Annotated in this window: 14 protein-coding genes; 9 read left to right on the top strand and 5 right to left on the bottom strand. The window is 63.8% G+C overall.

Going from position 1 to position 17,076, the window contains the following annotated elements:
- Nucleotide 1: 1 nt before the first annotated feature.
- On the bottom strand, nt 2–484 hold the full coding sequence (locus P6U23_RS30930; protein ID WP_407176160.1) for a (2Fe-2S)-binding protein: 483 nt from the start codon (nt 482–484) through the stop codon (nt 2–4).
- A 269-nt stretch (nt 485–753) separates the two neighbouring features.
- On the opposite strand from P6U23_RS30930, the gene P6U23_RS30925 reads away from it, so the two are divergent.
- The 8 genes from P6U23_RS30925 to P6U23_RS30890 all read left to right on the top strand — a co-directional run bounded on the left by P6U23_RS30925 (nt 754) and on the right by P6U23_RS30890 (nt 8,864).
- On the top strand, nt 754–2,202 hold the full coding sequence (locus P6U23_RS30925) for a 6-hydroxynicotinate reductase (protein ID WP_407176159.1): 1,449 nt from the start codon (nt 754–756) through the stop codon (nt 2,200–2,202).
- The gene (locus tag P6U23_RS30920; protein WP_407176158.1) at nt 2,199–3,095 is read left to right on the top strand and encodes a UPF0280 family protein; all 897 of its coding nucleotides are present in this window, start codon (nt 2,199–2,201) and stop codon (nt 3,093–3,095) included. The genes P6U23_RS30925 and P6U23_RS30920 overlap by 4 nt, the downstream gene beginning before the upstream one ends.
- A 21-nt stretch (nt 3,096–3,116) precedes the next feature.
- Nucleotides 3,117–3,701 carry an amino acid synthesis family protein gene (locus tag P6U23_RS30915; protein WP_407176157.1) on the top strand — a complete coding sequence of 195 codons (585 nt, stop codon included), beginning with the start codon at nt 3,117–3,119 and terminating at the stop codon, nt 3,699–3,701.
- A 27-nt stretch (nt 3,702–3,728) separates the two neighbouring features.
- On the top strand, nt 3,729–4,934 hold the full coding sequence (locus tag P6U23_RS30910) for an ABC transporter substrate-binding protein (RefSeq protein ID WP_407176156.1): 1,206 nt from the start codon (nt 3,729–3,731) through the stop codon (nt 4,932–4,934).
- A 67-nt stretch (nt 4,935–5,001) separates the two neighbouring features.
- Nucleotides 5,002–6,891, top strand: coding sequence for an ABC transporter permease (locus P6U23_RS30905; protein WP_407176155.1), 1,890 nt, complete (start codon nt 5,002–5,004; stop codon nt 6,889–6,891).
- Complete coding sequence (locus tag P6U23_RS30900) at nt 6,888–7,679, top strand: ABC transporter ATP-binding protein (protein ID WP_407176154.1); 792 nt, start codon at nt 6,888–6,890, stop codon at nt 7,677–7,679. The genes P6U23_RS30905 and P6U23_RS30900 overlap by 4 nt, the downstream gene beginning before the upstream one ends.
- A complete protein-coding gene (locus tag P6U23_RS30895) occupies nt 7,676–8,380 on the top strand; it encodes an ABC transporter ATP-binding protein (protein WP_407176153.1) in 705 nt (234 codons plus the stop codon). Before P6U23_RS30900 ends, P6U23_RS30895 begins: the two co-directional genes overlap by 4 nt.
- Nucleotides 8,381–8,408: 28 nt before the next feature.
- A complete protein-coding gene (locus tag P6U23_RS30890; protein ID WP_407176152.1) occupies nt 8,409–8,864 on the top strand; it encodes a MarR family winged helix-turn-helix transcriptional regulator in 456 nt (151 codons plus the stop codon).
- 194 nt (nt 8,865–9,058) lie between these two features.
- Here P6U23_RS30890 and P6U23_RS30885 read toward each other — a convergent pair whose 3' ends face one another.
- Nucleotides 9,059–10,255, bottom strand: a complete 1,197-nt coding sequence (locus P6U23_RS30885; protein ID WP_407176151.1) for an amidohydrolase family protein — start codon at nt 10,253–10,255, stop codon at nt 9,059–9,061.
- 146 nt (nt 10,256–10,401) lie between these two features.
- Between P6U23_RS30885 and P6U23_RS30880 the strand changes: the two genes are divergently transcribed.
- Entirely contained in the window at nt 10,402–11,175 is a 774-nt protein-coding gene (locus P6U23_RS30880) for a ferredoxin--NADP reductase (protein WP_407176150.1), read from the top strand.
- Between the two features lie 181 nt (nt 11,176–11,356).
- Here P6U23_RS30880 and poxB read toward each other — a convergent pair whose 3' ends face one another.
- The 3 genes from poxB to P6U23_RS30865 all read right to left on the bottom strand — a co-directional run bounded on the left by poxB (nt 11,357) and on the right by P6U23_RS30865 (nt 16,402).
- Nucleotides 11,357–13,087, bottom strand: a complete 1,731-nt coding sequence (poxB, locus tag P6U23_RS30875) for a ubiquinone-dependent pyruvate dehydrogenase (protein ID WP_407176149.1) — start codon at nt 13,085–13,087, stop codon at nt 11,357–11,359.
- Between the two features lie 247 nt (nt 13,088–13,334).
- A complete protein-coding gene (locus P6U23_RS30870) occupies nt 13,335–15,119 on the bottom strand; it encodes a metallophosphoesterase family protein (RefSeq protein WP_407176148.1) in 1,785 nt (594 codons plus the stop codon).
- A 134-nt stretch (nt 15,120–15,253) separates the two neighbouring features.
- A complete protein-coding gene (locus P6U23_RS30865) occupies nt 15,254–16,402 on the bottom strand; it encodes a Spy/CpxP family protein refolding chaperone (RefSeq protein ID WP_407176147.1) in 1,149 nt (382 codons plus the stop codon).
- Nucleotides 16,403–17,076 lie beyond the last annotated feature (674 nt).

Here is a 17,076-nt window from a genome sequence, read left to right as displayed (position 1 = left end):
GTCAATCGCCGACCTCGGCAAGTTGGCCCGCCGCACGCAGAGCGGCGCGCAGGATTTCGACATGGGCGCCGCAGCGGCACAAATTGTACCGCAGCGCTTGCGTGATCTCCGCTTCAGACGGATGCGCGTTGATGTTCAACAACGCCTTGGTGGTCATGATCATGCCGTTGAGGCAATAGCCGCATTGTGCGGCCTGCTCCGTGATGAAGGCTTGCTGGACGGGGTCCGGTCTGTCGCGCGAACCGAGACCTTCCAGCGTCACGATCTCGCGCCCGACGCAGCCCTCGATCGGGATCACGCAGGCCCGTGCAGCAGTACCGTCGATTAGCACCGTGCAGGTGCCGCATTCGCCAAGCCCGCAGCCGAACTTCGGGCTCTTCAGTTCGAGGTCGTTGCGTAGAACATAAAGCAGCGGCGTATCCGGCGCCGCCTCCACTTCGCAAGTCTTGCCGTTGACGATCAAACGGAGCTTCGTCTGCGCCATCTCGGTAATCCCGCTCCTGCGGCTGCGCTGCAATCATCATTCGAGACTACCGTTTGTACACAAACGTGCAAGCCGTGCATGCCGCACTGCACGCGTCTGCTTGCTTTATGAACAACGGGCCTAGGCAATTGAGCTATTATTCGGCAGTGACGGCTTTTCGCGCGTAGCGCCGCTTGACAGCTCCTGGAGCCGCGCGCAAGATCGTTCGTATACGAATGATGAGCGGGTTATCGCCCGCCGTTCAGCGTCAACCGCTTGCAGGCTTTGAGATGGTGACTGAAGCGACTGCCGCCACCGACAAGATCCGCTGCGATGCCTGCCCGGTAATGTGCTACATCAAGCCGGGGGCGGCCGGTGCCTGCGATCGCTATGCCAATCACGATGGTAAGCTCGTCCGCGTCGATCCGCACATCATCCTGGAGCGGACGGTCGAGCATGGCGGCCGCCTGGTTCCCTTTCAGGCCGGCGGCGATTGGGACGGTAAGATCGTCCACCAGCCCGAGACCTTTGTCACTGCCATCGGAGCCGGCACCACATATCCCGACTACAAGCCGGCGCCGTTCATCGTGTCGTCGGAAGTCGACGGCGTCGACATGGTCACGGTCGTCACCGAAGGCATTTTCAGCTACTGCGGTGTCAAGCTGAAGATCGATACCGACCGCTATCTCGGCGCAGAGACTGCAACGGTACGCGCGCAGGGCGAGGCGGTCGGTCACGTTACGACCAGCGAATATGGCTCGCAGATGCTCTCACTCGGGGGCGTGCATCATTTGACGGGTGGCTCCAAGAAAGAGGGGCGGGTCACCTGCGACACGTTGATGGATTTGAGCAACTGCAAGCCGGTCGAGCTCACCATCGATGGCGGTGCGACCGTCATCGTCCAGGCCGGAGAGCCGCCTGTGGTCAATGGTGTGCGTGAAGAGCGCATGCGGGTCGGCTGCGGCTCGGCGACCATCGGCATGTTCGCCAAGCAATGGCATGGCAAGGTCGATGAGGTCGTCGTCGTCGATGATCACATCACCGGCGTGCTCAGCGAGCACCAGGCCGGCAAGCTGCTCGACATTCCCGATACCGGCATCAAGATGAAGGGGCGTCGCTCGACGCCCGGCCGCTATTTCCAGGTCGCCGATCCCGGCACCGGGTGGGGAGGGACCAACATCTCCGATCCGCTCTCCATTCTTGGCTCGTTCGATCCCAAGGTGGCAAGGCCGGGCATGAGCCTGTTGATGGTCTCCACGACCGGAGAGCACGCCTCCTATTACGTGCTCGATGAGGCATTGCGGGCCGTCGAGCAGGAGATGCCGCCATCGCTTCGCCACTCGGTCGAGCGCATCCAGGAGAATTGCGAGCCGGCGCTGTGCACCGTGCTGTTCATGGCCGGCGCCGGCGGATCGCTGCGGGCCGGCGTGACCGACAATCCCGTGCGGCTGACGCGTTCGGTGAAGGATGCGTTGACGCGGGTGACCAGCGGCGGCGCGCCGGTCTATGTCTGGCCGGGCGGGGGCATCACCTTCATGGTGGATGTGACGCAAATGCCCGCCGGTGCTTTCGGCTATGTGCCGACGCCGGCCCTGGTCGCGCCCATCGAATTCACGCTGAAACTGTCGGACTATGCCGCGCTTGGCGGACATATGGATTATGTGCGCCCGCTGGCCTCGCTGAGACAGAACGGGGAGATTCGACCCATCCCGTGGCCGATCTCGGGGCGGCGGGCATGACGAGGCGGCCGCAGATCGCGTTCCTTGCCGATGGCCGGCGGCTGCATCTGCAGGACGGCCCGATTGACCTGATCATCGAAGCGACAGGCGAACCGGCCAATGTGCGCGCGGCCTATGAGGCCGCGGCGCGCCGGTTCACCGGTCTGCTCGATGAACTCTGCGCCGAATTGACTGAGCTGCGCGAAGCGGCCGATCCGCAATATTGTTTGGTTTCTGGCGTTGTGGCCCGCCGCATGCATGCTGCCGTCGCGCCTTTTGCGGCCAATCAATTCATTACGCCGATGGCGGCGGTGGCGGGCAGCGTCGCCGAAGAAATTCTCGGTGCGATGCTCGCCGCCGCCGCGCCACTTGATCGCGCCTATGTCAATAACGGCGGCGACATTGCGCTTCATCTCGCGGCTGGCGAACACTTCACCGTCGGCCTGATGGATCGTCCTGACGGGAACGGCGTCATGCACACCATGGTCATCGATGCTGGCCAACCGGCTCGCGGACTTGCGACCAGCGGCCGGCACGGGCGCAGCTTTTCGCTCGGGATAGCCGACGCCGTGACCGTGCTGGCGCGCACGGCCGCGCAAGCCGATGCAGCGGCGACCGTTATTGGTAATGCCGTCGATCTGCCCGGACATCCTGCTATCAAGCGCTGTCCCGCCGACAGCCTGCAGCCTGACAGTGACCTCGGCCCGCGCCTGGTCACCCGCGACGTCGGGGAATTGTCCGCTGCCGAAATTGCGGAGGCGCTTGAGGCCGGCGCACGTTGCGCCCGAGAGCTCCTGGGCAGGGGATTGATCGAAGGGGCGGCGCTGTGCTTGTCCGGAGAAATGATTGTTGTGGGAACGCGAGAGGTTGCGCAGAGTGGACCAAACGCGCTTCATGAACTCGCGGCAGCTTGAGCGGAAACAGGACGGAAAGCAATGAGCGCCATCATTCGCAAGATCGTCACGGTGGTCGAGGAAACGCATATGGAGATGGGAAAATCCGTCTCGCCACCGACGCGCCGCGCGGCGGCGATCGCCGTCATCGAAAACCCCTTCGCCGGGCGCTATGTCGAAGATCTGTCGCCTCTGATTGCCATTGGCGAAGAACTTGGCGAGTTGTTGGCAAAACGGGCGGTTGCGGCCCTCGGCATCGAGGGGGCGAAGGCGCACAGCTACGGCAAAGCGGCGGCCGTCGGCGAGAACGGTGAACTCGAACACGCGGCAGCAATCTTGCATCCCAAAATGGGTGCGCCGGTGCGCAAGGCTTTGAGCAAGGGAGCGGCCCTCATTCCCTCGTCGAAGAAGCGCGGCGGCCCGGGGACGACGCTCGACATCCCGCTCGGCCATAAGGATGCAGCCTTCGTGCGCAGCCATTTCGATGGCATGGAAGTGCAGATCAATGACGCGCCGCGTGCCAACGAGATCATGGTCGCCCTGGCGGTCACCGACAGTGGTCGGCCGCTTCCCCGCGTTGGCGGGTTGACGGTTGCGGAGGTCAAGGGCGAAGACGGCTTGCGGTAGTCTTCTTTGGAGGAGTGGAGGCAACGGATGCGACGAGGCAGATTTATCTTAAGCGCGGGGCTCGCGGTTATCTTGGCCAGTATGGCAAATACGGCCATGGCGCAGACCGAGATCAAGATCGGCGAGATCAACAGCTACTCACTGCTCCCGGCCTTCACCGAACCCTATCGCAAGGGCTGGCAGCTCGCAGTCGAGGAGATCAACGCGGCCGGCGGCATCAACGGCAAGAAGCTGGTCGTCATCTCCAAGGATGATAGCGGCAAGCCGGCAGACGCGCAGACCGCGGCCAACGAGCTGGTCTCGAGCGAGAACGTCGCGATGCTCGCAGGCACGTTCCTGTCGAATATCGGTCTTGCTGTCAGCGACTTCGCCAACCAGAAGAAGGTTTTTTTCCTGGCTGCGGAGCCTCTCACGGATGCGATCACCTGGAGCAAGGGCAATCGCTACACCTTCCGCCTGCGCCCCTCCAACTACATGCAGGCGGCGATGCTGGTCGAGGCCGCGGCGAAGCTGCCGGCCAAGCGCTGGGCGACGATCGCGCCGAACTATGAATATGGCCAGTCGGCGGTTGCCGTGTTCAAGAAACTGATGTCGGAGAAGCGGCCCGATATCCAGTGGGTCGACGAGCAGTGGCCGCCGCAGGGCAAGATCGATGCAGGTCCTGTGGTGCAGGCAGTGGCCGCTGCCAATCCGGAAGCCATCCTCAACGTCACCTTCGGCGCCGATCTCGTCAAGCTCGTGCGCGAAGGCAACACGCGCGGCCTGTTCAAGAACCGCGCGGTGGTGTCGTTCCTTACCGGCGAGCCCGAATATCTTGATCCGCTGAAGGACGAGACGCCCGAGGGCTGGATCGTGACCGGCTATCCCTGGTACGACATCAAGACCCCGGAACATGCGGCGTTTCTGAAGGCCTATCAGACGAAGTACAACGACTATCCACGGCTCGGCTCCATCGTCGGCTACGAGACGATCAAGGCGGCCGCCGCGATCCTCACCAAGGCGGGTTCGACCGATCCGGAGAAGCTGATCGCCGCGGCGGAAGGCTTGAAAGTGTCCTCGCCCTTCGGCGAGATCACTTTCCGCAAGATCGATCACCAATCGACGCTTGGGGCCTTCGTCGGCAAGACCGCGCTGAAGGACGGCAAGGGTGTGATGGTCGATTCGGTGTATCGCAACGGCGCCGACTACCTGCCCAGTGATGCCGAAGTCGAAAAGATGCGCCCGAAAGAGTGACTAGTGTCTTCTCCCTCTCCCCGCGCGCGGGGAGAGGGGACTTGGAACAACGTACCGCGGACCATCCATGGCCTTTTATGTCGCTCAGTTCCTGACCGGTCTCGCCAGTGCAGCGTCGCTGTTTCTGGTGGCGTCGGGTCTGTCGATCATATTCGGCGTGACGCGGATCGTGAATTTCGCCCATGGCGCCTTCTACATGCTGGGCGCCTATGTCGCCTACACGCTGACGGAACGCTTCGCCGGCGCATTCGGATTTTGGGGCGGCATCGTTGCCGCAGCGATCGTGGTCGCGGTCATCGGCGCGGTGGTCGAGATCGTGCTGCTGCGGCGCATCTATCATGCGCCGGAGCTGTTCCAACTGCTCGCCACCTTCGGCCTGACCCTGATGGTCGAGGATCTCGTGGTGCTGATTTGGGGGCCGAATGATCTGCTTGGTCGCCGAGCCCCGGGCTTCAAGGGCGCAGTCGACTTTTTCGGTCAGAGCGTCCCGAGTTACGACCTGTTCCTGATCGTCTTCGGTCCCGTCGTGCTCGGCGTCCTCTGGCTGCTGTTCCAGCGCACCCGCTGGGGAGTCTTGGTCCGCGCGGCGACGCAGGATCGCGATATGGTGGCGGCGCTCGGCGTCAATCAGAAATGGCTGTTCACCAGCGTGTTCGCGGTCGGCGTTTTTCTCGCGGCACTAGGCGGGGCGCTGCAGATCCCGCGCGATGCGGTCAATCATGCGATGGATCTGCGCGTCATTGTCGACGTGTTCGTCGTGGTCGTCATCGGCGGGCTCGGCAGCATTCTCGGCGCTTTTGTCGCGGCGGTGCTGGTCTCCGAGCTCAATGCCTTCGGCATCCTCATCTTCCCCAAGATCTCGATCATCCTCGTGTTCCTGGTGATGGCGGTGGTGCTGATCGTGCGCCCCTGGGGTCTGTTCGGCAAGCGCGAGGCGCCGGCGCGCCGCACGCCGGGGATTACCGTCGACCCCTGGCGGCCGCTGACGGCAAATGAGCGGCTCGCCGCCTGCGCGATGCTTCTCTGTGCGGCCGCGCTGCCCTTGGTCGGCGGCAATTACGCCGTCTCGGTCGGCTCGGAAATCGCGATCTTCGTGATCTTCGCGATCAGCCTGCATGTGCTGATGGCCGTCGGTGGTCTCGCTTCCTTTGGCCACGCCGCCTATTTCGGGCTCGGCGCCTACGGCGTCGCGTTCCTGGCCAAGATGGCGGGCCTGCCCATGATCGCTTGTTTGCTGCTGGGCCCGCTGCTCGGCTGTCTCGGCGCGGCCGTGTTCGGCTTCTTCGCGGTGCAATTGTCTGGCGTCTATTTCGCGATGCTGACGCTAGCCTTTGCGCAGATCGTCTGGTCGGTTGCCTTCCAATGGGTGGAGGTCACGGGGGGCGACAACGGCATCCTGGGCGTGTGGCCGGAGCGATGGGCGGCGAGTCCGTCGCATTTCTATTGGCTTACCCTCGGCGTCGCGGCGCTGGCGGCCGGCGGCTTGCGTATGCTCGTGTTCTCTCCATTCGGCTTTGCGCTGCGCGCGATGCGGGATTCGCCACTGCGAAGCGAAGCGATCGGCATCAACGGCAAGCGCATGCAATGGACGGCGTTTGTGATCAGCGGCACGGTCGCCGGGGTTGCCGGCGCGCTATTTGCGTACCTGAAGGGCAGCGTGTTTCCCGATAGCCTGGGCATTCCGCTGTCGGTCGATGCGCTGGTGATGGTGCTGCTCGGCGGCGTCGAGACGGTCTCCGGCGGCATCGTCGGCGCCATCGTGTACAAAGCGCTCAACATCTGGCTGGTGAGTCAGACGGATTTGTCGAAACTCGTGCTTGGCGCTTTCATCGTGCTGATCGTGGTCGCGTTCCCGAAGGGCATCGTCGGCATGCTGGAGATGATCCGGCATCGTCATGGTGACGGCACGCCCAAGGCGACCTCGCTCATTGCTTCACGGATCGAGACCGCCGAATGAGTACCGCGCCCACATTGCTGTCGGTCGAAGGCCTGACCAAATCCTACGGCGGGGTACATGCCGTGCGCGGCGTCTCGTTCTCGCTTCAGGCCGGCGAGATCCTGGCGCTGATCGGCCCGAACGGCGCGGGCAAGAGCACGTGCTTCGACATGCTCAACGGCCAGATCACGCCCGATAGCGGCCGCATCCGCCTGCTCGGCGAAGATACCACCGGCCAGCCGCCGCGGGCGATCTGGCGCCTTGGGGTCGGGCGAACCTTCCAGATCACCGCGACCTTTCCGACCATGACCGTGCGCGAGAATGTGCAGGTCGCATTGGTGTCCCATGGCAGACATCTCTTCAATGTCTGGACCGCGATACAGAACTTTGCGAGAGCAGAGGCGGGCGGTCTACTCGAATTGGTCGGCATGGGCGGCTACGCCGATCGCCCTTGCGGCGAATTGGCCTATGGCGATCTCAAGCGGCTGGAGCTTGCAATCGCGCTCGCCAACAAGCCAACACTGCTGTTGATGGATGAGCCGACCGCGGGCATGGCACCGCGTGAGCGCATCGAATTGATGCGGTTGACCGCGCGCATCGCGCGGGAGCAGTCGATCGGCGTGCTCTTCACCGAGCATGATATGGACGTGGTATTCGAGCATGCCGACCGCATCCTGGTGCTCAACCGTGGCACCCTGATCGCGCAGGGCTCTCCGGCCGAGGTGCGCCGCAACAGCGAAGTCCGGGCGATCTATCTTGGCGAAGGCCTGGTCTATGATGCCCGGCATCGCGAGGGAGCGGCTTCATGAAGCTGTCCGTGCAAAACCTCAACAGCTACTATGGTCCGGCGCATATCCTGTTCGACATTGCGCTCGAGGTCGGCGCGGGCGAGGTGGTGGCGCTGCTTGGGCGCAACGGGGCCGGAAAGTCGACCACCTTCCGCTCCATCGTGGGGCTGGTCGCGCAACGCTCGGGCCGCATCGAATTCGAGGGAAGGGACGTCTCCAGTCGGCCGACGCACGAGATCGTCCGCGGCGGATTGGGCTATGTGCCGGAGGAGCGGCGCATCTTCACCGACCTGACGGTTGAAGAAAATCTGGAAGTTGGCCGCCAGCCGAAGCGAGCGAACGCGCCTTATTGGACGCGTGAGAAACTGTTCGCGCTGTTTCCCAATCTCGGCGAGATGCGCCACCGTCCGGGAGGGCGGATGAGCGGCGGCGAGCAGCAGATGCTGACGATCGCGCGCACCTTGATGGGCAATCCTTCGCTGGTGTTGCTCGACGAGCCGTCTGAGGGCCTGTCGCCAAAAATCGTCGAGCAGATGGTCGCGGCCATCGAGACCATGAAACGCGAAGGCGTCAGCATGATCGTCTCCGAGCAGAACCTGCATTTTGCAAGATTGATCTCTGATCGTGCCTACATCATCGAGCGCGGCCGGATCTGCTTCGGCGGCACCATGGCCGAACTCGACGCGCGTCCCGATATTCGAGACGCGCATCTTTCCCTGTGATCGGCGGTCGTTGAGAGGGCGGGCAACAATGGCGAGGGGAGCAGCGGCGAGGAAGAACGCGAAAGCCGCGCGGCCGGCCTATATCCTCGATGAGCAGATCGGCTTCATCCTGCGCCTGGTCTGGCAGCGCCACACCGCGATCTTCGCGCGCGACATCGGCACCAACTTGACGCCGACGCAATGGGCGGCGCTGTCGAAGCTCGCCGAGACCGGGCCTTGCTCGCAGAACCAGCTCGGACGGCTGACCGCCATGGATGTCGCAACCATCAAGGGCGTGATCGATCGCCTGACCGCGCGCGGGTTGACGGAGACCAGCCCTGATCCCGAGGATGGCCGACGCCTGCTGGTGAGCCTCACGCGCGCCGGCCAGCAACTGGCCGACAAGGTCGCGCCGAGCGCTCTTGCGGTCTCGAAGGAGACGCTGGCGCCGCTGGATGCCAAAGAGCGCGAAACGCTGCTCGCGCTACTCAGCAAGCTGCGCTGAGCCCACGCGCACTGTCATTCCGGGGCGACGCGTTGGCGTCGAACCCGGAATCTCGACATTGGCCTGCGCGCGTCCTCCAGGTCGTAGATTCCGGGATTGCAGGCTCGGTTGGCCAAAGCACTAACCCGTCATCCTCTGCAAAAGCGGTAGGCACGCTTCGCTTTGCCCACGCTACGGCATCTCTCGCCCTGACACTATCGCGCAATGATCTCCGGCACCTTGGTTGCGGGCGGGGTGTTGCGGCTGCGCTGGGTGCGGACGATGCCATCGATGATGGTCATGCCGACACCCGGGAGGTCGCCGAGCTGCACGCTGTCCAAGAGGTTCTTGCCGGGCGAGTGTTGGGCCTTGTCCATGATGACGAAATCGGCGGAGCGCCCGGGCTCGATCAGGCCACAGTCTAGCTGGCGCATGCGGGCGGTGTTGCCGGTGGCGAAGCAGAAGGCGATCTCCGCCGGCACCTCGCCGAGCGACGACAGCATCGAGATCATGCGCAGGATGCCGAGCGGCTGCACGCCGGAGCCGGCCGGTGCGTCGGTACCCAGAATGATGCGCCCCAGGTCACCCATCTCGCGTGCGGTGCGCAGCGTAAACAGCGCGGAACGCTCATTGCCATTGTGAACGAGCTCCAGTCCCCGCTTGCAGCCCTCGCAGATGCAGCGGATCTGGTCATCGGGCAGGGCGGTGTGACCGCCATTGATGTGCCCGACCACGTCGGTGTCGGCTTCCAGCACCACGTCCTTGTCGATCAAACCGGAGCCGGGGATCGAGGGGCCCCCGGTATGGATGGTGCTCTGGATGCCGTATTTGCGCGCCCAGCCGACCATCTTGCGCGCAGTGGGGCCGTCCTTGACGCCGCCCAAGCCTACCTCGCCCAGCAGCTTGACGCCCGCTGCGGCGAGCTCCTTGAAATCGTCTTCCACCATCTCGCATTCGATCACGGGCGCGCCGGCATGCACCTTCACGCCGCCGGGACGCAGCGTCCAGAACGCGCGCTGGGCGAAAATCGCCATCGCCTTCAGCCCCACGACATCGCGCGGCCGGCCCGGCATGTGCACCTCGCCGGCCGAGATCATGGTGGTGACCCCGCCATGCAGGAAACTGTCGATCCAGCCGATCTGGTTCTGCCGCGGCGTCCAGTCGCCCGCCACCGGGTGGACATGGCTGTCGATCAGGCCGGGCGCCACCGTCGTGCCGTTGGCATCGACGATGGTGGTGGCGCCCGCGGTGTCGACGTCCTTGAGGCGGCCGATGGCGGTGATCTTGCCGTTCTCCGCGACGATGGTGTCGGCGTCCAGGATCGGCTTTTCCAGCGCGCCTGACAGCATCAGCCCGATGTTGCGGATGACCAGCTTGCTGGGACCGGTGGCTTGGGGCGCGTCATGGGCCATGGCGGCTGTTTCCTTCTGTTGGACTCGCGAGCGTTTGCAAATTTGAGCCCGGCTTGACGAAAGGATCAAGCCGGATTATTCATTTGTATACAAACGATCGTAGACGAACAAATTGCCGGGTCAATCGCATCCTTCGAAAGGGCGAGATGAGCAATTTCAACCAGGAAAGCGTGCTGAGCGTCCATCACTGGACCGACAATCTCTTCAGCTTCACCACCACCCGCAATCCGTCGTTCCGTTTCCGCAGCGGCGAGTTCACCATGATCGGCCTCGAGGTCGACCACCGGCCGCTGCTGCGCGCCTACAGCCTCGCCAGCGCCCATTACGAAGATCGGCTCGAATTCTTCTCGATCAAGGTGCCGGATGGTCCGCTCACCTCGCGGCTCCAGCACCTGAAGGAGGGCGACGAGATCATCGTCAGCCGAAAGGCGACGGGCACGCTGGTCATCGACAATCTCGAAGATGGGCGCAACCTATATCTGATCGGCACCGGTACCGGACTTGCGCCGTTCCTGAGTGTGATCAAGGATCCGGAAGTCTACGAGCGGTTCGAGAAGGTGGTGCTGCTGCATGGCTGCCGCCGCGTGGCCGAGCTCGCCTATGGCGAGATGATCACGGAAAGGCTGCCGAACGACGAACTGCTCGGCGAGCTCGTGCGTAACCAAATGATCTACTATCCGACCGTGACGCGCGATCCCTTCCGCAATCGCGGCCGGATCACGGACCTGATCATGTCAGGCAAGCTGTTCGCCGACATCGGCCTGCCGGAGCTGGAACCGCAGCATGATCGCGTCATGATCTGCGGCAGCCCGGCCCTGGTGCGGGATTCCCGTGAGCTGCTGGTGGGCAAGGGGTTCGTGGAGGGCAACCACGGCGAGCCGGCGCAGTTCGTGGTCGAGAAGGCGTTTGCGGAGCGGTGAGTGGCTGCCGTGCGCTCAGCATCCGCCGTCATTGCGAGCGAAGCGAAGCAATCCAGACTTTCTCCGTGGATGCAGTCTGGATTTGCTTCGTCGCTTTCGCTCCTCGCAATGACGGGCCGGAGGAAACGCTACCGTTCGGCTCTGCAACTTGGCGGGTGGTCTCGCGGCCCCGGCCGGGCGCTCATCGCCACAAATTGGTGCGCGCGAGTTCGAGGACTTCGTCCGTCCGCCCACTGAGCACCGCCTTGACCATGTAAAGGGTAAAACCCCTGGCCATCTCGGTGGTGATCTTGGGCGGGATCGCCAGTTCCTGGCGGTTCACCACCGCGTCGATCAAGACCGGCCCGTTATGTGCGAGCGCCTCGCGGAGCTTGGTGTCGACCTCGCCGGGATCTTCGATCCGGACGCCGCGGATGCCTGTCGCTTCCGCCATCGCGGCGAAATTGGGATTCTTGAATTCCGTGCCGAAGTCGAGAAAGCCGGTCGATTTCTGCTCGAGCTCGATGAAACCGAGCGCGCCGTTGTTGAAGACCACGACCTTCACGGGCAAGCCGAGCTGCGCCAGGCTGAGAAAGTCGCCCATCAACATCGTGAAGCCGCCGTCGCCCGACAGCGAAATCACCTGCCGTTTGGGAAATGCCGCCTGCGCCCCAATGGCCTGGGCCATCGCATTGGCCATCGAGCCGTGCCAGAACGATCCCAACAAGCGCCGTTTGCCGTTCATCGCGAGATAGCGCGCCGCCCACACCGTCGGCAGGCCGACATCGCAGGTGAAGATCGCATCCTCTGCGGCGAAATCGCTCAGCGCCTTTGCGATCTGCTGCGGGTGTACCGGCTTGCGGCCCGGCGCGCCGGTCGCAAGCTCATCCAGTGCGGCGCGGCTCCTCGCGTAATGCGCCAACGCCTTGTCGAGATATCCGCGATCCTTCTTTTTGGTCAGAAGCGGGAGCAGCGCGCGCAGCGTCGCGCCGATGTCGCCGACCAGGCCGAGCTCGATCGGTGTGCGCCGGCCGAGATTCTCGGGCCGGATATCGATCTGCGCGATGCGGGCGCCGCCTTGCGGATAAAACTGGCGGTAGGGAAAATCGGTCCCGAGCAGGAGCAGCGCATCACAGTCGTTCATGGCATAATAGCCGGAGGCAAAGCCGATCAGCCCGGTCATGCCGACATCATACGGGTTGTCCCATTCGACATGCTCCTTGCCGCGCATGCTGTGCACCATCGGGGACTTCAGCTTCTCGCCTAGCGCAATCAGCTCGTCATGCGCGCCGGCACAGCCGGCGCCGCAAAGCAGGGTGACGCGTTGTGCGCCGTTCAAGAGATGGGCGAGCGCCTTGATGTGGTCGGCCTTGGGGACCACGATCGGCGGGTGCGGGACCAGGTCGATGGCTGACGCGTTCGCCGCCGTGGTCGCGGACTGCAGTGCGACGTCGCCGGGGATCACGATGACCGAAACGCCGCGCTTTCCGATCGCTTCGCGAATGCCGATCTCGACGGCGCGCGGCATCTGGTTGGCATTGGAGATCAGCTCGCAGAAATGGCTGCATTCGCGAAACAGATTCTCGGGGTGAGTCTCCTGGAAATAGCCGGAGCCGATCTCGGCCGAGGGGATGTGGGCGGCGATCGCCAGCACCGGAACGCGCGAGCGGTGGCAATCGAACAGACCGTTGATGAGATGGAGATTGCCGGGGCCGCAGCTTCCCGCGCACACCGCGAGACTGTCCGTGAGATGCGCCTCGGCGCCCGCCGCAAAGGCCGCGACTTCTTCGTGGCGGACGTGGATCCACTCGATCTTACCCTGGCGGCGGATGGAGTCCGTGAAACCGTTCAGGCTATCGCCTACGATTCCGTAGATGCGCTTCACGCCCGAAGCGGCCAAGGTTTCGGCGAACTGGTCTGCAACCGTGGTCATGATGTCTTTCCTTAATTGATGACTAGTCGTCTCTTTCGGAAAACAAATCTACGACTTGAGCATTTGTTCGCCCATGCACCGGTCCAGATTTTCGTGCATTCTCGACAAGGGCACCGAGGGATTTTATCAGAACAGCGCACGGAGAGTGCATCTCCGGAAAGCTTCACAAGTACGATGCCGTCATCAATTTTGCGGCAGATACAGGAGCATATCAAACCGGATTGAGGCTGGATTTGCTTTCGGCACGTCACGCGCTTGGCATCGGGCGGGATATTTCGACCCGCTCGGGTGCGATCAGGCGGAGCCGCCCATCGATGCCCCTGACCAGCGTGTGGATGTAAAAATGCGTGGACGCATTATCGTCCGCGCCCATCACGGGCGAGGGAGCCGATATGATTTTCATCGAGCCGCAGGTGCCGATCCAATCGGTATGACGGTGGCCGTGCATCACCACGATGCGCGAGGCGAAGGGCTTGAGCTTGCGCAGGAACCAACTGCCGTTGACGAGGGCGGTTCCGACGCGCTCGGAAAACGCGACGGGCATCGGATATTCCAGGAGGTGGTGATGCAGCGCGATGATCCACGCCGCGTCGGGGAATTTGCCGAGAGCGGCGACAAGACGGCGCGCCTGTTCGGCGGATATGACGCCCAGTGCGTTCGTGAAGGAAAAATGGCTTTCGGTGTTGGAATTGAGAATCGCAACGCCGAGGCCATCCGGCTCGTCAGGCAGCACAAGCATGGGAAATTGATCACCGAAGATATGGCCGAGGCCCATGGCGAGACGCAAGCCGCCATGTTCCGCGAAGTGCGCAATCGGCCTGCGATAGGGCGCCAGCGCCTCGTTGAGGCTGCGCATTGGTTTGTCGTCGAGGTTGGCAATGTGGACGCGATCGCCCTGCACCGCTGCAATCGCAGATAGCGTGCGCATCTGCCGCAGGCGCTTGCCGGGGCTGAAGGGCAGATCGAGCCGCGCCGGGTTGGCCCGGTCGACGATGTTCAAATCGTGATTGCCCGGCAACACGATCATGCGCGCGATGAGGGCTGGATAACGGGCGATCGCGTCGAGGAATTCGGCCCACTCGGTGGCGCGGCCGGCATCCGTCATGTCACCGCTGATGAGGATGAGATCCAGAGGGCGCGCCGCATGGATCTCCGCGAGGCGCTCGAGAGCCTGGCGGAGGCGCGCGTTGCCGCGCGGACCACGGCGGCCGCTTTCGATGCGAAAGCCATATCTCTCTCCGACCGCGTGCAGATCCGAAAGATGCGCGATACGAAAGCGGCGGCCGGCGGGGGCGACATCGAATGCGGAAAAATCGGCCGGCTGGTCCATCATGGCGTCCGCGAAGCCCCAGACCAGCGAGGCGGCCGCAAGATAACCCATAATCAGGACGACGGCGTTCGCGATCATCGGCACGATCAGGCGATGCACCAACGCAAGTTCAGCGACCGTTCCGGTCCAGCGCGAGTACGGCCAGACCAGCAAAAGGACCACAATCGCGCATGCGCACATGATGACGCCGGCGGCGGCCGAGCTTGCCGCACGCAGCCGTGTGCGCCGGATATCGGTCATGTGGCCGGCGAAGGCTCGCTCGGCGAGATGCCGGAGCAGTTCGGCGCCGAGGAGATAGCCGGGCTGCACGACCAGCGCGTTGAGCGCCCAGAAGTTGCTCTCGGCGACGCGCAGGAGCGGCCGCCATGCGAGCCATCCGATCGCCACGATAGCGGCGAGCACGAGGCCGGCACCGATTTCCGTCAGCGTCTTGACGTGTGCAGAGATGCTTGCGAACCACACCGCAACCGCCAGCGGTGCAAGGCCGAGCAGCACGGCCGGGAGCACCAGCGACATGAACCAGGCGAACAGCAATTTGGGCAGGCTGATTTCCACCAGCATGCTGCTCGCGATCGCGAGCAGCGATCTTTGCGCCGGGCTGGCGGCATCGTCCTCGACGTCGCCGTCACGCGGATCGATGAGCCGGCGCTCGAGATCGCCGGCATCCTCCGATGCGCCGGATTCCGTGATCGGCCGCGTCATGGTCCAGGCCCATGCCCCGCATCGAACGTGGAGGAATTGTTCCTCTGTTCAGCAAAGAGTATCAATCTCCTGGCGGAATGCCAGCGGACGATTGCGCGCGATCCGCTCTGCAGGCCTCGTGAACGACTCCCAACCTAGCTCGCGCGGACATTGAGCCGGTCGAACTGCGCCTTCTGCTCGTCTGTCAGGGAGCCATAGAACTTCGTCAGCGCGGCTTCGGTGGTGTGGAGCGCATCCGACATCGCGCTCAGGCGTTCCTCCATCGCGGCAAGGCGGCCGGTCGGCGTCAAGGTCTGCGCCGGCTGGCATTTCGCCTGCATGATTTGCGCGGCTTTCGCTGTGGCGTCATCGAGGGCTTTCAGGCCGTCCTCCTGATCGGGGTTGAGATGCAGGCTGCGCACGATCTTATCGATGGGCAGGGCTTGCGAGCCGGCGTCCTGCGACTTGCAGACGCGCTCGATATCGGCAGGTTGTGCGGCTGCCGCCTGCGCACCCTGGTCCAGCGCATTGAAGCGCTCGCGCTGCTCGTCATTGAGTGATTGATAGAATTTGTCGAGCGCCGGCCGCACGATCTGCACCGCTTTCAGCATCGCATCCACCCGCGCGCGCATTGCGGCGAGCCGGCCAGTCGGCGTGCTCGGCAGTTCGGTGGGGCATGCCGCCTGCAGGACTTTTACCGCCTCGATCGATGCGGATTTCAGATCATCAAGCAGCGCTTGCTGCTGCTGATCGGGATTGACCTGCTGCGCGATCTTCTGGATCGAGAAATCCGTCACGCCCTGGGCTTCACCCGAGCAGATCCGCGAGTTGCCGCCAAAGCTGTTGGTCGTCGTTGCATTGGCTGTTCGCGCGTAAACCCGTTGCGAGGCTGCTGAGCCCGCGTAGGCATAAGCGTCTTCCGGCGCGTAATATTCGGGTGCATAGCCGCCATAGATGCCGGCATAGACATCGTCGAAGGCGTAGGGCCAGAACGTGTCGTAGGCATAGGGCGCGAAGGTGTAGTCGATGAAGTCGTCATAGGCGTAGGGCCAGAACAGCGGACCGACGAACCCCAGCACCGCGAGGTGGTGATGATGGTGACGACGCCAATCCTCCGCCCAGGCTGATTGCGTGAAGCGGCCGCGGAAAGTCGGTTGCGCCGCGCTCGCCGCTGTCCGACCAACCCTGCCTGCAGCCTGGCTGGCGAATACGGGATTTTGCAGGATCGGCGCGCGTCGCGCTTGCGCCAGTCGCGCCTGATCCGGCGCGGCCTGGCCGCGTCCCACCGTCTGGCCCGGGGCCATGTTTGGATGCGCGGTGGCACCAATGGTCTGACCGGGAGCGGGGAGGTGCTGCTGCCGCTCAGCCCGGTTTGCGGCGGGGCCCGGCCCCTGGCTCACCACCGCGGGTCGTGAAGGTGGCAGATTGGACAATGCGTGCCGGTTTGGCTGTGGACCATGCGCCGCGCCGAAGTGTTGCGGTTGGCCCGATACGATCCTCCCAGGATGCGGTCCGCCGGGTGCGTGGGGCGCGTGGGCGAACGCATTGTGGGGCGCCGCGCGCGGCGCGGCAAAGTGCGGAGCAGCGTGCACTCCCCCAAAATTGCGCGGCGAGATGTGCGGTGCGGCGAAATGCGGTGCGGCCGCATGCGGAGCGAAGTGAGGCGCCGGCGCGGCCACATGCGGGGCAGCGAAGTGAGGCGCCGGTGCCGCCATATGCGGGGCCGCGAAATGAGGAGCTGCCATTTGCGGCGCGGGATGTGGCGCCGCCATCTGTGGAGTCGGGTGGGGGGCCGCGATATGCGGAGCACCTCCCATTGCCGGCGGGCCGCCACGCCCCGGATGTCCCGGCTGTGCCCTTACGTGTACGACTTGTACGGCAAGAGCGAGTGGCGCCGACAACAGCGCGCATACCACGATACGGTGCACACGGCACGACATGGTCAGTACTCCACATTGCGCCCAGCATCAAACGCTTG

This window comes from Bradyrhizobium sp. STM 3562 (assembly GCF_045571435.1).
Lineage (GTDB): Bacteria > Pseudomonadota > Alphaproteobacteria > Rhizobiales > Xanthobacteraceae > Bradyrhizobium.
The sequence above is the reverse complement of the archived record's forward strand: the minus strand, read 5'-3'. Positions and strand labels throughout refer to the sequence as shown.